The organism is Marinoscillum luteum, assembly GCF_044005705.1.
Lineage (GTDB): Bacteria > Bacteroidota > Bacteroidia > Cytophagales > Cyclobacteriaceae > Marinoscillum > Marinoscillum luteum.
In genome coordinates this window covers 38,854-56,859 of the sequence record NZ_JBIPKE010000007.1, presented here as the reverse complement: position 1 = coordinate 56,859, position 18,006 = coordinate 38,854, and the positions used below count along the sequence as shown (strand labels likewise).

Genomic DNA, 18,006 nt, shown 5'->3' with positions numbered 1-18,006 from the left:
GTTTAAATCCTATTTCTTTCAATACCTGATCAGCAGACTTTCATCAACTGACATCTCATAGAGTGTTTCCAGTGCAGTACTCAGGCTTGTCAGGAGCTCGGCATCCAGATCCACATCAGGGTCCAGATCCTCCATTTGTTTCAGGTTGTACCCCTTCGCTCGAATTTCATCCACACACTTCAAACATATTCGGGTCCAGGACTGAGGACTTATGTTTTCAGTACACCAATTTTTAAAATTGCTTGCCTTTACTTTCATACCGTCCATCTTTAAAGCTTAAATCCCATAATCGAAACATCATCTGTCAGGCCACCCTCTCCTATCCAGTCGTCTATGGTCTGATTCAGGAATTTATACTGCTCACTGAGTGTCTTCTTTTGGATGGATTTGATCATCTCTTCAAATTTCTCCTGAGAAAATTTCACACCGTCCTGATTTTCCTGATTGAAGTACCCATTGGAGAACATATAGTAGGTAGCATCCTCCTGAATCTCAATCTTATCAGCCATCAGGTCATCCACATTCTCCTCAGATTCGCCTTCCAACACGACCATTTCCTTTCCATTGAAAATAATCATGTCCTGATTGATTCCGCTAAACTGAAGGGTCTTTGCGTTGTTATCAAACAGTGCTACGGAAACCTTAAGGTCGCATTCCAGTTCTTTAGAGCCCGCGGCATCCAGTTCCTGAGTCAATTCCTTAATAATATCTCCTGAGTGGAAAATCTTCCGATCCTGGATCAAATCATTGAGAATAGAATCCGCGATGAGGGTCTTCAGTGATCCCACGATTCCTTTCCCATCAAACTCAATAAGCGCAATTACGGTGTAATCTTCTGATCTGAAATTCAAACTTGTCGTCCAGATAAACTCCTCACTAAAGAGGTACTTGGTACGATACATTACAAAATGCTCAGAAAATATGCGGCTAAGGTAGCGTTCATTTGGAAGCATCGACTGCTGAAGTAGTCCTGCATATCGGATACTATCTATCAGCCGCTTGTTGATGCTGTTCAGCTCTTCTGTTCTTTCCTTCACTCTGCGCTCCAACTCCACGTTGGACACCTCTAGCTCCTTGATATGCTCTTCGCTATCTACAGACTGCTGGTAGGTTTCCATAGCCCGGTCCAGCAGGCCCTTCATTTCATCAAAATTCCAGGGCTTGGTGATGTACTTATATATACCACATCTGTTGATACCATCTTTGATGGCCTCAATATCGGTAAACCCGGTAAGAATGATCTTAATCACATCAGGATGGTCGGGAAGTATCTTCTCGAGGAACTCCGTCCCAGTCATCTCAGGCATACGCTGGTCAGTGACCACCACCTGGATTTCATTCTCACTTAGTATATCAATCGCCTCAAAAGGGTTTGTGGTGGTAAACACCTTGAAAAACTTCCTGAAATTCGACTTAAATACCCTCAGGTTAGTCGCTTCATCGTCTACATAAAGCAGGGAGTATTTTTTCTCACTTCTGGTTGTTATATCTGGTGAATCTTGCAGTTCTTCCATCTCCTAGGGTAGGTAATTAGGTTGATTGTAATTAAAGATTATTTGCTCTCTGCCACTTTCGTGCTCTGATCTTTTGTCACTTTCTGGATCTTCTTAGGCAAGGTGATCACAAACTCAGTGCCCTTACCTTCTTCACTGGTAAGCTCTATCTTACCGTTGTGCTTTTCGATGATCCCGTAGGTAATGGACATTCCCAGCCCTGTTCCTACACCCACTGCTTTGGTGGTAAAGAAAGGTTCCCAAATTCTGTTCTTAATCTTTTCAGGAATACCCACACCATTATCCTTAATTCTCACCACCACTTCATTATCCAACTCCTCGGTGTAAATGGTGATCTCTCCGTCTTTGCGCTCCTTCGGTATGGCCTGAATACCATTGTTCAGGATATTCATAAATACCTGATTAAGCTGACCAGGATAACATTCTATATCCTTCATCTTCTCATCGTAGTACTTAGATACCTTAATGGTATTCTTGGTTTTATTTCTAAGCAGCGTAAGCGTGGCATCAATGTTCTCATTCACATTGGCTGTTTTAGACTCCTCTTCATCGAGTCTGGAGAATACCCTCAGACCTTTTACGATTTCTATGGTTCGGGTTACCCCGTAATTTACGTCTTTGATCAGCTCGTCCAACTCTTCGAGGATCTCTTCGTACTCATGCTCTTCTTTGAGTTCCTTCACGTTCTCAATGACTTCCTCCAGATCCGCACCTTCATCCAGCCTTGAGTATTCTTCGGCAATCTCCCGCATAGATTCGATCGACATCTTGATAGATACCATACCACTGGAGATAAAGTTGATAGGGTTGTTGATCTCGTGAGCAATACCCGCTGTAAGCTGCCCCAAAGATGCCATTTTCTCAGAGTGAACAAGCTGCGACTGTGCATCCTTTAGAGACTGAATAGCCATATTCAGCTCCTCCTTGGACTTCTGTTCCTTTTTCAGAGTCTCCTTAAGTTTCTTCTCCGCAAGGAAGAGTTTCTCGTTATCCTGCAATTGCTTATCAGCCAACTCCCTGATTTCTACTTCAGAATCCTGCAATCTCTTATAGGCCTGATTCAATTCATCCTGGGCTTTGATCAACTTCTCATTGATCCTGATCTGCTCCTCAGATGACTTCAGCAACTTGCTCTCAGACTCTTTCAATTTCTGGTTATTCAGCTCTATTTCCTTTCTTGATTCATAGAGTTTCTTGTTAATCAGTTTCTGCTTCTTAAAGTTGATTTTAAGCTCTTCTTCTGATTTTTTCACCTTCACGTAGGCCTTGTTGGCAGACAGGTAATTATCACCAGCCAACTTCACCAAAGGTCTGAATACAAACAGCCCCTGAAGGAGAAGTATACCAAGGAAAGCAGCGAATACGATTTTCTCCACCAGACTGAAACCCGTCTTGTAGGACTGAGCCTCCTGAACAAAATAGTCCGCAATTTTATCCGTTGCTATCTGATATTTTCTAACTGTATTAATAAGAGTCTCTATGGAACTCCTAAGGGCCAGGTAGTTGATATCCTTCTCGTCCGTGGTATAGACAATGTCCATAAGGTTGCTGGCATTGATATCCATCTGTTCATAGAAGAACTTCAAGTCCTCCTGAAGCGCCAGATAATCGGAAGACGTAGAAGGAACAGCAAATCCCAGCTCAGGATCTCCGGAGACAAGTGCCTTATGTCCCTTGCGCCACTCAGGAAGTATTCTTCCTAATTCACTTTGGAAAATAGAGAAGTTTCGTTCAGTACTGGAGTAACCCATACCTACAGCAGTTTTTACGATCTGCTGTCCCATAGCTGATTGCTTGGAAGCAACCCGTACTATTGTAGGATCCTCATTAAAGTTAGTGATAACATCCTTTTGCACCACAAATATGTAATACGCCACAGTACCTGCAACTACCAGGGCTGTAATGGCGTATAGCACAGCATATAGGTCCTTCTTTAGCATAATGTATTATCGGTTGGTTGATTTTCAGATTAGTTTCGCTTACGTCTAAATTTAGTTAAACTTTTAGAATTGTAAATAACAAAATCAAGGTTCACATCCCAAAGCTATCTAATTAGAGATTGCGAATAACCAATCCATTCCATTAGAAGTATCACTAAATGAGTCATCTCTACTGGATCATTTGTGATATTTCTACATGCATTTTATCCATAAATTATCATCTACGCAATCTTAAAATATCTATTTCACTCTTACTTGGTATAAAAATCGACTCAATCAGCATTATATTGCAGTCAATAAGAAATACCCCTCCTTGGCAATTAGCAGCACTTTGGGGAAATACCTTTTATAAATATTTTAAGTAATTAAACATTTGGTTTAATCCGCAAATAGTAATTACTTTTCAAAAGTAAAATAATCACAATATCAAGTATGGATTATCTTAGAAGTTATAAGAATATATATGATCAAAATATAATTTTGATGTACAAAGGGGAATTGACCTTTGACTTAGTAACTTCGATGATTGCGACACTTGAAGAAAGACTAGAAGAACTTGAGGAGAATCGGAAAGTGAAAAAGAAATTTTACAACGTGGCTACCGAGTGCATTCAAAATCTGTATTATCACCTCGATGAGGTCAATGCGGATGAGATCAGAATAAGTAGCTATGACTCCAGATCTGCCCTGATTCTGATAGCCGCGCGAAAGAGGTTTTACAGTTTACAGACAGGTAACTATATCCCTACTGAAAGGACAGCAGAGATACAGCAAAGACTGGATGATATTAACGCTGTGGAACCGGAGGAGTTGAGAACTCTCTACAAGAAGGCGTTAAATGAGCAGGAGTTTTCCGACAAAGGAACAGGAGGACTCGGGTTCATTGATATCGCCAGAAAAACAGGAGGACAAAAATTAAGATATAAATTTCAACCAGTTACTGACAATGTATCTTATTTTACATTGCAGGTAAGATTGCCTAGAGATGTATAGGCAGAACAAGCAGATAAAGCTCTGAATAACCTTATGGAAAAGATTTTTATTGAGCCAACACGGGTTACTCCATTAGTGAATTTCGATCCCGATGAAGGATTACTTGAGATCAAAGGACGATCAAGCCCGGAGAATTCTATACTTTTCTATCAAAAGATCATTGATAACCTGGATGAGTATATCCAAAGTGATTTGACTGATTTTAAAGCAAATTTTTCTTTTGAATACTTTAATACTAGCTCATCCAAGTGTTTGTTTGATGTATTTAAGCGATTGAGCCGAATAGAAGAATCCGGCAAAGGCTTAACAATTAACTGGTACTATGAAGAAGATGACGAGGACATGATGGAAGCAGGAGAAGATTATGCAGACCTATTAGATCTTGAATTCAATTTTCTGGAAATCGAAGAATTCTAAGGATCTAGTCTTATGGAAGGACCCAAAGAGCTTTATCATGAAGAAATAAAGAAACTCAAAGATTTCAGGGTAAGGCTGGATACTCATGCCATTTATAAAAAAGACCTTGAGGACTTCTCTGATGATTATGAAGACCTGGTGGCTCAAGCCAAAGTAATCACCCGGGTATCCGACAGACTCCAGAAAAAACTCGATAATGCCAACATCCAGATCCGTGAGCAAAATGACGAGATCAAGGATAAGAATCTGGAGCTGGAAAAAACAATTAAAGACCTGGCTGAAGCGAAAGTAGGTAGAAAAGCCTCTACCATCATGTTTACTTTGGCTATCATCCTCTTCCTTTCAGAAGAATTTTTCTTAGAAGACATTATTGAATCGAATGTGTCCATCCCCTACGTGGACCTCATGGCCAAGGGCCTTATCGCCATTATTCTTAAGTTTTTCGAATCTGGCCTCGAGTCTTTCTTCCTCAACCAGGAGAAAAGAAAAATTATCAAGCAGGAAAAATCTTCCAACAGCTAAGTGTCTGGCGCAAGCTCTCTATAAGGTTTATGCTTTTTTTAAATAAGGTGCTTAAGCATGCTTCTGAACACTTCAATATTGCATATGTTTGGAAAACTCTTTAACATGCGTAGTTTTATTTCAAATCATTCAATTTTATGGAATTTTCTTTTGTAGATATTATAGTTTTCATAAGCTACTGTCTCCTCATTGTGGGCATAGGTCTTTGGGTATCCCGCGACAAAAAAGGCCATGAAAAAAATGCCGAGGATTACTTTTTGGCAAGCAAATCACTCCCCTGGTGGGCTATCGGAGCCTCGCTCATTGCAGCTAACATCTCCGCCGAACAATTCATCGGTATGTCCGGCTCTGGTTTTGCCAGTGGGTTAGCCATTGCCTCATATGAGTGGATGGCGGCTATCACCCTGATCATAGTAGGAAAGTACTTTTTACCCATTTTTATAGAAAAAGGACTGTACACCATTCCGGAGTTTGTAGAAAAGAGATACAGCACCCAGCTGAAAACAATTCTTGCAGTCTTCTGGATTGCTCTTTATGTATTTGTCAACCTGAGCTCAGTACTCTACCTCGGTGCGCTGGCACTCGAAACCATCATGGGTGTGCCTATGATGTACGGTGTAATGGGGCTGGCATTGTTTGCCGCTGCCTATTCATTGTACGGCGGACTGTCTGCTGTGGCTTGGACCGACGTGGTGCAGGTGGTCTTTTTGGTACTGGGTGGTTTGCTTACTACCTATCTGGCACTGGATACCCTTTCGGATGGAGCAGGCATGATGGCTGGATTCAAGCAGGTATGGGAAGCCGTACCTGAAAGATTTCACATGATTTTGGATGAGTCCAATCCTGAATTTTCCAACCTGCCCGGCATTTGGGTATTGGTAGGTGGTATGTGGGTTGCTAACCTTTATTATTGGGGATTCAACCAGTACATCATTCAGCGTACACTGGCAGCCAAATCACTGAAGGAAGCCCAGAAAGGTATCGTAATGGCAGCCTTTTTGAAATTGCTCATCCCATTCATCGTGGTAGTGCCCGGTATTGCTGCGTATGTGATGGTAAATGACCCGGAAATCATGGCTCGCCTGGGTGAACTAGGGCAGGTCAACATCCCAGGCCCGGGAGAATCAGACAAGGCATACCCATGGCTACTTCAACTACTCCCTGTTGGGTTGAAAGGGGTTGCATTCGCAGCTTTGGCTGCAGCCATCGTTTCGTCATTGGCTTCTATGCTCAATTCTACATCCACCATATTCACGATGGATATCTATAAGCAGTATATTAAGAAAGATGCTACAGATCGCCAGACGGTGAGAATGGGTAGAATCTCTGCTTCTATAGCACTGGTTATAGCTTGCATCATGGCACCTCTTCTTGGAGGTATCGACCAGGCTTTTCAGTTCATTCAGGAGTATACGGGTATCGTAAGTCCTGGTATTCTTGCGGTATTCCTACTGGGACTTTTCTGGAAAAAGACAACCAATGCAGCTGCCATTTGGGGTGCCATTCTTTCTGTGCCTATTGCTATGCTTTTCAAACTCCTACCGGGCATACCATTTATGAACCAGATGGGACTTACTTGTCTCCTTACTATGCTGGTGATCATCATAGTGAGCTACCTGGGAGGTAAAGGAAAAGACAATGAAAAAGGCATTGAACTGACTAAAGACATCTTTAAAACCACACCAGCTTTCAATATTGGTGCTTTTACTATCAGTTTGATTCTAGTGGTACTTTATGCACTTTTCTGGTAACAGATGATTCAACTTACTAAAAAGCAGGAAAAGCTCCAACGACAAGTCACTAGCAAGTGGCAGTTTGGGCTTTTCCTGCTCACTAAGCTTCCCATGGGGCTGATAGCAGGCATGAGGCTTCGAGAATTAGACACCACACGCTGTGTGACTTCAGTACCCTTCAAATACCTTACTAAGAACCCTTTCAAGAGCACCTATTTCGCGGTGCAAAGCATGGCTGCAGAGCTTTCTACGGCTTCACCCTGTCTACTGGCAGTGGCCGGTCACAAACCATCGATCGCGTTTATCATTGTGGACTTGAAAGCACGCTTCATGAAAAAAGCCGTGGATCGGGTCTATTTCACTTGTGATGATTGTCAAAAGGCTTTTGATGCTGTAGAACAAGCGATTGCAACTGGTGAGGCTCAAAGTGCTACATTCAAAACCGTTGGGAAGATGGCCGATGGCACTGTGGTTTCAGAGTTTGAGTTTACCTGGTCTTTTAAGCAACGTTCATAAATCAACCACTTTCTTGTTGGATTGTGCCTCTTTGATGGCTTGATCTACCTCAGAAAGTAAAATTTCTATGTTTTCAAAGCCCTCATTGTCAGACGCCTGAGGCAGGTTATCCATCCCCAATTTTTCCAAACGATCATAGACCATAAACACATCTATTTTGTGGATATCCATACCAGGCTGAAACTGCTCAACTTCAGGATCGGCAATCTTCACAATCAACCGGGCCGTTTCCAGATCATCCAATATCTCACGTATAAACCTTCTGGGGATATTCAGGCTGCCACATAAGTGCTCAAAGGAAACAGGTTCATCGTTGCTTTGAAAATCCTTCACTATCCTCCTCAATACGAGAAGCGTCATCTTCCTTTTGGATTTCAAATTCATCTTCAGCTCTTCATTGTCGTACGCCCAGCCTCCTACATTTTGTACCGCAAAGGCAAACTCTGCACCAAACAATAAAATCATCCAGCTCAGCTGAAGCCAGATAAGAAAAAGTGGAAGCGCTGCAAAACTCCCGTAGATCACACTATACCGAGAAAGGTAAACCTGCCCCTCTATCCAGGCAAACTGAGTGATCTGATAGGCTGTACCTGCCAAAACCCCGGCAATCAAAGCTGGTTTGATCTTCACGGAGGTATTTGGAAAAACCATGTAGAGGAGAAAGAGTAGAAACCAAATGAGCGTGTAGGGTATCAGCTTGATAAAAAACAGAATAATCGGTCTGAAAAGCCCCAAAATGCCCATACTCTCTGTGAGACTCTCGATACTCGTGGTAATAAAAACCGTCGCTGAGCTGGCCATAATCAGAATCAGTGGCCCCAACAAAATCACCGACATATAATCAGTAAGCTTCCGCTTGAGGGTACGTCCCTTTCGGGTATTCCAAATGTCATTGAAGGCCACCTCTATGTTGTTGAGCAATCTGGCCACGGCGTAGATCAAAAAGACCGCACTTATACCCGATATAATCCCTCCACTTGAGGTGGATAGCATTTTATTGGCAAACTTCAGGGTGTAATCCAGAACTTCCTGCTGACCGCTAAAATATTTGATCAGTTCATTCTTCAGATAATCCTCCAGCCCAAAGATGGTGGCAATACCAAAAGCCATGGCCACCACAGGTACTACAGACAATACCGAAAAGTAGGTCAGCGCAGAGGCCTTTTCCCCACACTTGTCTTTTTCAAACTCAGACAGTGTGATCACCCAAATTCTAATCTGACGATAGAGAAACCTGCGTCTTTTGGGAAGTGTGTCCAGTTTTATTTTCCAGAGATCCTCATGCAGGAAATTTTTGATGCTATTGACTTGCCGGGCAACCATATTTTTTATCGGAAATACGCGCCAAGATAATTAATAAGGGCGCAATAAATGAGAAAAAGAGGCATAAGCCTCTTTTTCAAAGTAATTGCAATGAGCAATATTCACCATAACAACCTAATGAGGTTTGTTCTAAAAAAATTGATTCACCTAAAATCAACTAATGAGGAATTTTAACCGGATATATAACCACTAAAGTTAGGCATACCCCTATCCATGCTTCAATTCGAGTACTGTGATCTCAGGCAAGATCCCTACACGACCCGGATAACCCAAAAATCCGAACCCTCTATTGACGTATAAGTATTGGTTTCCACTCTTATATAAATCCGCCCATTGCTTATAAATATACTGGGATGGGCTCCAGCGAAAATCGCCTATTTCAATCCCAAACTGCATACCATGCGTATGCCCTGCCAGCATCAGGTCAATATCCGGGTACTCCGGTCTTACCTGTGCATCCCAGTGGCTGGGGTCATGAGAAAGTAAAATCTTGAAAGGGGCCTCCTCTGCGCCTGCGTAGGTTTTGGCCAGGTCTCCATATTTTGAAAAACGCCCTGCACCCCAGTTTTCCAATCCCAAAATGGCTATTTGATCTGATCCTTCTTTAATCAACCTGTTTTCATTGAGCAGGATGTCCCACCCCATGTATCGGTGCATCTCCTGTAGCTGGTAAACATCTGCTTGTTTCGCCTGTGGACTGGCCCAACTCCTATAATCCCCATAGTCATGATTACCCATGGTGGAATAAACACCCATCGGAGCATCAATTTTCCTAAAAATATCCAGATACGGCTTGGCCTCTTCACTCTGATTGTTAACTAAATCCCCAGTGAAAAAGACCATGTCACCTTTCTGTTGATTAATCAGATCCACTCCACCCGCTACAGCTGTCTTATTGAAAAAACTGCCCGTATGAATATCTGAAACCTGAACAATTCTGAGACCATCAAATGCTTTAGGCACATTGGATGAAACAATTTCTCTCCTTCTGATTCTATAGTCGTGAGCCCCAGAAACAATACCGAAACTAAAGACAGCAATCGGAACCGTGCCCGCAATAATGGCCGACTTTGAAATAAACTCAGAACGCGAGAGGTCCTTTGGAGCCTCTGCTCTTGAAGGCATCAGATTCATCACAAAAGTGACCAGTCTCCTGAAATCATCAGTCAATAAAAAGATAGCTGAAATCAACTTGCCTATAAGGGTGATGAAAAATGCGGTGGTGATAAAAAGCCTCAGGTTTTGAAACTGCTTCGGATCCAATTGCTCATAAAACATAATACCAGCAAACAGCACAGCCGATATGCCAAAATAAGCTACTGAAATCAGCCTTCTGGTGACCACTTCATAATCTGAGATTACCAGGCGGATGGCTTGATGAATATATAGATCGAAAGCCATGTAGAGTACGGCCGCTATCCCAAAGAAATAAATTCTACTCATAAGCAAAATGCCCCGATCAAATGATCGGGGCAGGTTTTATAATATTAACTAATCCCCAGATACCGATTGACCCGGGCAAAGAAAAGGTACATCACAGGCACAATGATCAGCGTAAGGAATGTGGCAAATGACAATCCAAAAATAATGGTCCATGACATAGGTCCCCAAAAAGCCACATTGTCTCCACCAAGGTAGAAATCCGCATCATAGGTGCTCAGGAATTTGATGAAATCCACATTGAATCCTACTGCCAGCGGAACAAGCCCCAAAACCGTGGTGATGGCTGTGAGCAATACCGGTCGCAACCTGGTCTTTCCGGCCACAGCTATGGCTTCCACAATTTCATTAAAAGGTAACTTATCCACCCCTAGTTCCTGCCGCTTGCGTTCGCGACTCAGCTCGATAAAGTCTATCAGCACGATGGCATTATTCACCACGATTCCTGCCAGCGAAATAATCCCCACCATAGACATGATCACCACAAAGTTCATTTGGAAAACTACAAGCCCCAGAAAAACTCCAATGGTACTCAAGACTACCGACATCATGATAATGAAAGGAGTGGTCACTTTATTGAACTGTGCCACGATGATCAGGAAGATGAGGCAAACCGCAATACCAAGGGCCTTTGATAAGAATGCCATCTCCTTGGCTTGTTTTTCCTGTTCACCACTGAACTTAAACTCATACCCGGCAGGCATCTGGAAATTGCTCAGCAACTCCTGAATCTCCCCATTGATCTCAGTGGCATTATAGCCGGTGATCACATTGGAACTGATGGTAATGACCCTATCCATATCTTTCCTTTTGATGGAGCCGTAGGTAGAACTGAGCTCTGAAGTGGCTACCGATGATATGGGCACGCTTACCATTTTACCAGATGTCTGGTCTCTGAAGACCACACTCTTGTTCATCAGGGCATCCACATCATATCGATACTTTTCCATGAGTCTTAGCTGCACCTCATAGTCATCTTCCCCTTCCTTGTATTTGGAAACTTCCTTACCAAACAGTGCAGTTCGCACTTCCATGGCTATGGAGTTGGTAGACAGCCCAAACCTTCGGGCTTTTTCCCTGTCAATGTTTACCACCAGTTCAGGTTTACCTGTCTCCAGATCGGTTTTTAGCTTCTCAATACCCTGGATACCCGACTCATTAATGGTCTTCTTCATCCTTTCGGTCACTTCTATGAGTGTGGCAAAGTCCTCACCGGATACCTCTATACTAATCGGTTTACCCGCTGGCGGGCCATCCGCATTCTGATCCACTGTCACAGCCACACCAGGATAGCCACCAATGGCCTCCCTGATCTCCGCCAGTATCACTTTGGTATCTATGTCATTTCGATATTTGAACTCTTTGAAATTGACTGTAATCCTTGCCTTATTAGGGGTATCCTGCTGCCCAAATGCTGAAGGATCATTGGGATCTGATGTTCCCTGGCCCACGTTTGCAATGATGGACTCCACGATGCTTTCATACGGTTTCACCACATCAAAAACAATGTGTTCAATTTTCTGGGTAAACTCATTGGTATGTTCAATATCGGTACCTACCGGGTACTCAATGAAGACGTTGATGTACTTCGGGTCTGTTTTAGGAAAGTACTCGACATCAGGCGGAAATACGCTCATCAGTCCAAAAGACCCGAAAAACATCAAAACTGTGCCCCAAAAGAATAAGGCAGGTTTCCATCCTGAAAGCGCAAAATCGAGCGTAGACTTATATAGTCCCTCTAACCATGGTAAGAATGTTCTTTGAAACCTTCTGGACGATGGCACCAATACATATACATTCAAAATGGTAATTAACCCGGCTATAATCAGCAGGTTGCCCAACACTGTGGCCTTAGCGAGTAACAACAATGCTCCAAGCACAATGGCTACAGCTACAAAAATCATGATGCGCTTCTTATTGGTCTCGCCGGTTTCCAGCTTCATAAATGCCGCGATAAGCACCGGATTGATGACCAGGGCCACAAACAATGAAGAACCCAATGTAACCATCAACGTAATCGGGAGAAACTTCATAAACTCTCCCATGATCCCGGGCCAAAAAGCCAACGGAAGGAATGCCGCCAAAGTGGTGGCTGTAGAAGCAATAATCGGCCATGCCACTTCTCCTACTCCTTGCTTGGTGGCTTCAAAGGAGGACAACCCTTCTTCCCTGAGTCGATAGACATTTTCCACAACCACAATACCATTATCCACGAGCATACCCAGTGCCATGATCAAAGAGAACAGCACCATCATGTTGATGGTAATGCCAAACATACCAAGGATCATAAAAGCCATGAACATAGAAAGCGGTATGGCGATCCCCACGAAAAGGGCGTTTCTGGAACCCAGAAAGAACAATAGTACAAGTACCACAAGAATCACCCCGGAAATAATGTTGTTCTCGAGGCTATCCACAAGCTCTCTGGTCTGCTCAGACTGATCATTTGTTTTGGTCACGATGAGGTCTTTTGGAAACACCTCTTGCTTGGCTTTTTCCAGGATCACATTGATCTTGTCAGTGGCAATCAGTAAGTTTTCCCCACTCCTTTTTACCACATCCACCATCACCACGGGGTTACCTCGCAACCTCGCATAATCCTGAGTTTCCTTATAGTCAAAATCTACCTCTCCGATATCACGGAGGTAAACGATATTGCCCTTCTCACTTTTCACCACCACGTCCAGCACCTCTTCCGGGTAGGAAAACTCGCCCACCACACGGATGGACCGTCGGATATCGCCTTCCTTCACACTACCACCAGATAGGGTAATATTCTCACTCCTAATGGCGTTTTCAATGTCTGAAAAGTTAACCTCGCGGGCCTCCATCTGATAAGGATCCACATTCACCTTCAGCTCCTTCTCATTGATGCCCCGTATTTCCACTTTAGAAATCTCAGAAATCTTCTCGATCTCCTCCTCGAGGTACTCAGCATATTCATTGAGTTCCTCCATGCTATAGTTTCCGGACAGGTTAATATTCAAAATAGGAAACTCCGAGAAGTTCATTTCAAATACGTTCGGATCTGTTTGAAGCTCAGGAAGATCTGGCTTGGCCCTATCCACTGCGTCCTTCACTTTGATCAATGCATCTTCTATATCAGTGTCCGAGGTAAACTCCACGATGATGGTGGAGTAATCCTGTACCGAGGTAGACTTGATATTGTCCACTTCGGCAATTGAATTCACCTCTTTCTCAATAGGCCTGGTCACCAGATTTTCCATATCCACAGGAGAGTTACCCGGGTGTGGAGTGCCTATGTACACGATCGGTTGCTTCACTTCCGGAAAGCTCTCTTTCGGTAAGGTGACATAGGTCATCAGACCTATGATGACCACAAGCATCGTCAATACATAGACTGTGGTCCTATTATTTAGCGAAAGCGTCGTTAAACCAAACTGCTTTTCGGTATTCTTGTTAGTAGATTCGTCAGCCATTTATTTGCTTTCTAAAGAGTTATACCACTTATTGATTAGTTTTTGATCGTAACGGCCGCACCAGGCGCCAGTTCTCTATACCCCTCATAAGCGATCAGCTGACCGGCAGACAACCCCTCTACGATCTCTGTTTCGAGGTTGTACGAAACACCCGGCTTCACATACACCTTGCTTGCCACAAGCTTGCCTTCCTTATCCACCAACTCATATACATAGCTCCCTTTGCTGTCGCGCTGCACCAGCTTGGTGGGTACCACAAGCGCTTTATCTGTCTGGTAGTCGATCATGTGAAGAACCACCACCTGATTCGGTTTGATTGGGAAGTTGACCGCTGGCAGCCCCACTTCCACTTCGAATGTTCTGTTTTCGCTCTTAATTACCTGACCCAAAGAGGCTATTTTGGAAACCACTTCCTTGTCAAGAGAGGGGAAATATATTTTCACCTGCTGACCTACTTGAAATTTGCCCAGAAATGACTCTGAAACATCCGCAGAAATGTAGGTGTCGTTTTGATTCACAATTCGCACCAGCGGCATACCAGGTGAGGTCATCTCACCTTCCCTCACCGGAATATTGTCAATTATCCCGTTGAAAGGAGCCACTACATTGGATTGACTCAGTTGAGAATTGAGGGTTTTTAACTTGCTTTCCAGGGCTTCCTTATTGTTCTTCGCTTGCAGGTACTGCACCTCCGTACCGATATTTTGCTCCCACAGTTTAGCCTGTCGCTCGTAAATAGTAGCCGCCAGCTCTAGTTGTGTTTTCACCTCCGAAATGCTGTTTCTTAGAATATCCGCATCCAGCTGGACCAAGAGCTGACCTTTGGACACTTTTTGTCCTTCAGTGACTCTAATGGACTCTATTCTACCCATAGTTTCGGCAGAGAGCATCACATTTTTTCTGGAAGCCACTGTGCCCCGTACTTCTACCCAATGTTCAAAACTATCTGGAGTCATCTTCAATGTGGTGATCAGTACTTTATTCCCTTCTTTTTTCTCCAGCTGACCGGACTGGATCAGCTCAGCCTCAAGATCAGAAATTTTGGTTTCCAGTTCTTTTTGTTGAGCTTTCAATTCATTTAGCTCCGTCACTTTATCCTTGGCCGCTTCTGTGCCACCGCACGCATAAACCAGCGCCGAAATAATTACTATGTAGGTGATTTGATTGATCTTTCTCATGATCTATTGTTGGTTATAAAGTATTCCTAATGCTTTTTTCAATTCTAATTGCGCAATGATTGCGTCGTACAACGCGCTGAAGTAATTCGTTTGAGCCTCCTTCAGCGAGGTATCAGCCTCGATTACTTCCAGGTTGGATCCCACGCCCTCCTGATATTTGATTTGCGAAATATTGAAGATATACTCTGCAAGCTCCGCATTCTCCTTCTGCACTTCCAGTCTGCTCAGAGCATTGTCCAGGTTGTCCTGAGCCCTCTTAATATCCAGCTCAATAGACCGTTCCAATACCTCAAAACCATTTTCGATCTTGGACAGACTCAATTTTTCCTGCTGAATCTGATAGTTTCTCTGCAAACCGGTGAACATATTCCACTTGAGGCTCAGACCAAGTGTAGAATACCCATACCACTTATCGGGTCCCACTCCATTTTGATCTTCAAAATCAGTCTTTGTGGCAAAGAGTCCGCCGAAATTTGGCGACTGTGTAGAATATCCCAAATTGGCAAAAGCCGAAATCATAGGGATCGCTTCAGCATACTTATTCTTAATGTTCAACTTCTGAAGCTCATAATTGGCCTGCAACACCTGATAGTCCGGGCGGCTAGAGTAGTCCCAGTTCTCAGCTTCAGGTAGCTCTACCTTTTGCATAGCCTCATCCTCTAAAGATCCGGCGATGGTCAGCTCCTCATCAAAAGGAAAGTTCATCTGAAACTTGAGTAGCCTCATGGAGAGGTCATTGAGGTTTTCAATGTTTTCTCTGTTCACTTTCAGATTATTCAAAGTCACCTTCAGCCGATCAGCATCGATCTTCTCTGCAAAACCATTTTCATACATGGCCAGGGTGTTGCGGTAGAGGGTATCAAGCCTGTTTAAGTTGGCATTTACCAAAGAGAGCTGCTCGCGAGCGATCAGCAGGTTGTAATACGCCTTTGATACGCTCATCACAATGTCCTCACTGGTCTGATTGGAGTTTTTTACGGACAATTCCTTGTAAGCCTTTGAAGCCTGGAGGCCCACAAAATACGATCCATTAAAAATCATTTGATTGATACTCAGATTGGCATCCCCCGCTCCTTTGAGCTGGAAAATATTTCGGAGTGCAACGACATCTCCATCTGATAAACCCATCTGACTAGCCTGCTCATCGGTGATGAAAAAGGAGCCACCTCCAGCGGTATATTGAGTGAAGAATCTTGGCTGAGTAGGGCTCTGCTGTACAGACACTGAACCCGACACCTGGGGCAGGCCAATACCAACAGTCTCCTTCACACGAGCAGTAGCAATCTGCTCATCTAAGAGTGCGTTCTTGGCATCCACGCTGTTTTTCAGTGCGTACTCCACGCAATCGTCCAAAGTAAATGATCCGGAGGTCTCCTGAGCCACCAGCCATGTACTGAGCATTAAAAAAAGTAAGGTTAGTTTTCCTTTCATTTTGAGTGATTATTAACTTCCTGAGATTGATATTCCTGATATAATTGTTTGCCTTTTTCTGACAGAAGCCCATGCACGAAATGATCAAACACCTGCATCTGCACTTCTATGAAATCAAATTCTGAACGTGGGAAAACCTGATCGCTAAAAACCATTTGCACGATTTCCATCCTAAGTATGGCCAGCACCCGCGCATTAAGTTCCAGCCGGTAGTATCCCTCCCGCTTGCCACGCTCTATGTTATCGATGATTTGCCCCACCAGATACTCGGATTTGAACTCCTGAAAAATTGCCCATGCATCGGCATGATACTTATGAAGGTCATAAAGCAGTGATGGGTTTACCCTGAAAGCATGCTCGCGCATGCATTTGGCTAGCTTAAATATCTCATCCACTGCATTGGACGCCGATTCAATGACCCTTCCAAACTCCGCCATCTCACCATCCATATGAAATCTGACAACCTCCGTAACTAACTCATCCTTGTTGCTAAAATGTAAATACAGGGTCTTTTTAGACATGGCCAACTCTCTGGCTACATCGTCCATCGATACCGACCTGACTCCATATTGTATAAACAGTGAATGTGCTCCTTCTAAAATTCTTTCCTTCGCCACAGAGATTTGGATATTTTCCGCAAATTTAAATATGGAAACTTTAATTATACTCAAAGTTTCCTCAGTTTCTACGGGCAACGATCTGGAAGGTTCAACGAAATTGATTTTTTTTTGAAAATATTTCTGTTTCTTGCGGCAGACCTGATGAAAACAACCAAATCCAATCTCTTTTATCGAAAATCTGGCAAAGGCCCCCATCCCATAATCCTTCTTCATGGATTTGGACAAGAGCATTCTGCGTTTGATACCTGGCTGAAAGCATTGGAAACCAATCACACGGTGTACGCCTTTGACCACTACTATCATGGACAGAGCACTCGGGAAGATTCCCCACTCACCATCGCACAATGGAAACAGCAGTTTGAGGATTTCCTCCTCAGGGAGGACATCACGAAATTCTCAATAGTTGGTTTCAGTCTTGGAGGAAGATTTTCCCTGGTCACCACCACACTTTTTCCGGAAAGAATCAGGCACCTTATACTGATCGCTCCGGATGGTATCTTTCGAAGCATTTGGTTTCGCCTGGCCACAAGTAGCCTAGGCAATCCGCTTTTTAAGTACCTGATGCTTCATCCAGATCACTTCAATACGCTACTAGATACATTCAAGACATTGAAAATCACCTCATCATCTATGGTTCGGTTTGCTCAAAAAGAGCTACAAGGCAAAGACAATCGCAAACGTGTCTATCGTACCTGGACTTACTTCAAGCCTATCCAAGTGCCTATATCAACGGTTACCCGGGTGATCAACCAACATGGCATTCAGGCGCACCTGATTCTTGGCACACTAGATACGATCATCCCTCTGGGCAAAATCCTCTCAAAAACCACCAAAATCCGTACATTAGAAACACACAAACTCCCTTATAAACACCATCACATGATCGAGGCTTCAAAAACCTTGGTTCCTTCTTTGCTTTCAGGGGAATTCTTTGATTAA

The 18,006-nt window shown here is 43.5% G+C and carries 15 protein-coding genes; 6 read left to right on the top strand and 9 right to left on the bottom strand.

Going from position 1 to position 18,006, the window contains the following annotated elements:
• Positions 1–18: 18 nt before the first annotated feature.
• The 3 genes from ACHKAR_RS00675 to ACHKAR_RS00665 are packed head-to-tail and all read right to left on the bottom strand — an operon-like array spanning position 19 to position 3,454.
• Positions 19–258, bottom strand: coding sequence for a hypothetical protein (locus ACHKAR_RS00675; protein WP_159580465.1), 240 nt, complete (start codon positions 256–258; stop codon positions 19–21).
• Positions 259–269: 11 nt separating this feature from the next.
• Positions 270–1,514: a response regulator gene (locus tag ACHKAR_RS00670; RefSeq protein WP_159580467.1), complete on the bottom strand. Its 1,245-nt coding sequence runs from the start codon at positions 1,512–1,514 to the stop codon at positions 270–272.
• Between the two features lie 38 nt (positions 1,515–1,552).
• The gene (locus ACHKAR_RS00665; RefSeq protein ID WP_159580469.1) at positions 1,553–3,454 is read right to left on the bottom strand and encodes a sensor histidine kinase; all 1,902 of its coding nucleotides are present in this window, start codon (positions 3,452–3,454) and stop codon (positions 1,553–1,555) included.
• Positions 3,455–3,886: 432 nt separating this feature from the next.
• Here ACHKAR_RS00665 and ACHKAR_RS00660 point away from each other — a divergent pair, with 432 nt between their 5' ends.
• The 5 genes from ACHKAR_RS00660 to ACHKAR_RS00640 all read left to right on the top strand — a co-directional run bounded on the left by ACHKAR_RS00660 (position 3,887) and on the right by ACHKAR_RS00640 (position 7,635).
• On the top strand, positions 3,887–4,447 hold the full coding sequence (locus tag ACHKAR_RS00660; protein WP_255465129.1) for a SiaB family protein kinase: 561 nt from the start codon (positions 3,887–3,889) through the stop codon (positions 4,445–4,447).
• 33 nt (positions 4,448–4,480) lie between these two features.
• Positions 4,481–4,864, top strand: coding sequence for a DUF1987 domain-containing protein (locus ACHKAR_RS00655; RefSeq protein ID WP_159580473.1), 384 nt, complete (start codon positions 4,481–4,483; stop codon positions 4,862–4,864).
• A 12-nt stretch (positions 4,865–4,876) separates the two neighbouring features.
• On the top strand, positions 4,877–5,386 hold the full coding sequence (locus ACHKAR_RS00650; protein WP_159580475.1) for a hypothetical protein: 510 nt from the start codon (positions 4,877–4,879) through the stop codon (positions 5,384–5,386).
• Between the two features lie 137 nt (positions 5,387–5,523).
• Complete coding sequence (locus tag ACHKAR_RS00645) at positions 5,524–7,137, top strand: sodium/sugar symporter (protein ID WP_395415757.1); 1,614 nt, start codon at positions 5,524–5,526, stop codon at positions 7,135–7,137.
• A gap of 3 nt (positions 7,138–7,140) precedes the next feature.
• Positions 7,141–7,635: a thioesterase gene (locus ACHKAR_RS00640; protein ID WP_159580479.1), complete on the top strand. Its 495-nt coding sequence runs from the start codon at positions 7,141–7,143 to the stop codon at positions 7,633–7,635.
• Here the strand turns inward: ACHKAR_RS00640 and ACHKAR_RS00635 are convergent.
• From ACHKAR_RS00635 to ACHKAR_RS00610, 6 genes are all read right to left on the bottom strand, one after another.
• A complete protein-coding gene (locus tag ACHKAR_RS00635; RefSeq protein ID WP_395415756.1) occupies positions 7,630–8,958 on the bottom strand; it encodes a YihY/virulence factor BrkB family protein in 1,329 nt (442 codons plus the stop codon). The two genes, ACHKAR_RS00640 and ACHKAR_RS00635, sit on opposite strands and share 6 nt — an antisense overlap.
• A gap of 207 nt (positions 8,959–9,165) precedes the next feature.
• Complete coding sequence (locus ACHKAR_RS00630) at positions 9,166–10,401, bottom strand: metallophosphoesterase (RefSeq protein ID WP_395415755.1); 1,236 nt, start codon at positions 10,399–10,401, stop codon at positions 9,166–9,168.
• Between the two features lie 44 nt (positions 10,402–10,445).
• Positions 10,446–13,838, bottom strand: coding sequence for an efflux RND transporter permease subunit (locus tag ACHKAR_RS00625; RefSeq protein ID WP_395415754.1), 3,393 nt, complete (start codon positions 13,836–13,838; stop codon positions 10,446–10,448).
• 35 nt (positions 13,839–13,873) lie between these two features.
• The gene (locus ACHKAR_RS00620) at positions 13,874–15,016 is read right to left on the bottom strand and encodes an efflux RND transporter periplasmic adaptor subunit (RefSeq protein WP_395415753.1); all 1,143 of its coding nucleotides are present in this window, start codon (positions 15,014–15,016) and stop codon (positions 13,874–13,876) included.
• Between the two features lie 3 nt (positions 15,017–15,019).
• The gene (locus ACHKAR_RS00615; protein WP_395415752.1) at positions 15,020–16,447 is read right to left on the bottom strand and encodes a TolC family protein; all 1,428 of its coding nucleotides are present in this window, start codon (positions 16,445–16,447) and stop codon (positions 15,020–15,022) included.
• Positions 16,444–17,118: a TetR/AcrR family transcriptional regulator gene (locus ACHKAR_RS00610; RefSeq protein ID WP_395415751.1), complete on the bottom strand. Its 675-nt coding sequence runs from the start codon at positions 17,116–17,118 to the stop codon at positions 16,444–16,446. The genes ACHKAR_RS00615 and ACHKAR_RS00610 overlap by 4 nt, the downstream gene beginning before the upstream one ends.
• Before the next feature lie 57 nt (positions 17,119–17,175).
• On the opposite strand from ACHKAR_RS00610, the gene ACHKAR_RS00605 reads away from it, so the two are divergent.
• Positions 17,176–18,006: an alpha/beta fold hydrolase gene (locus ACHKAR_RS00605; protein ID WP_395415750.1), complete on the top strand. Its 831-nt coding sequence runs from the start codon at positions 17,176–17,178 to the stop codon at positions 18,004–18,006.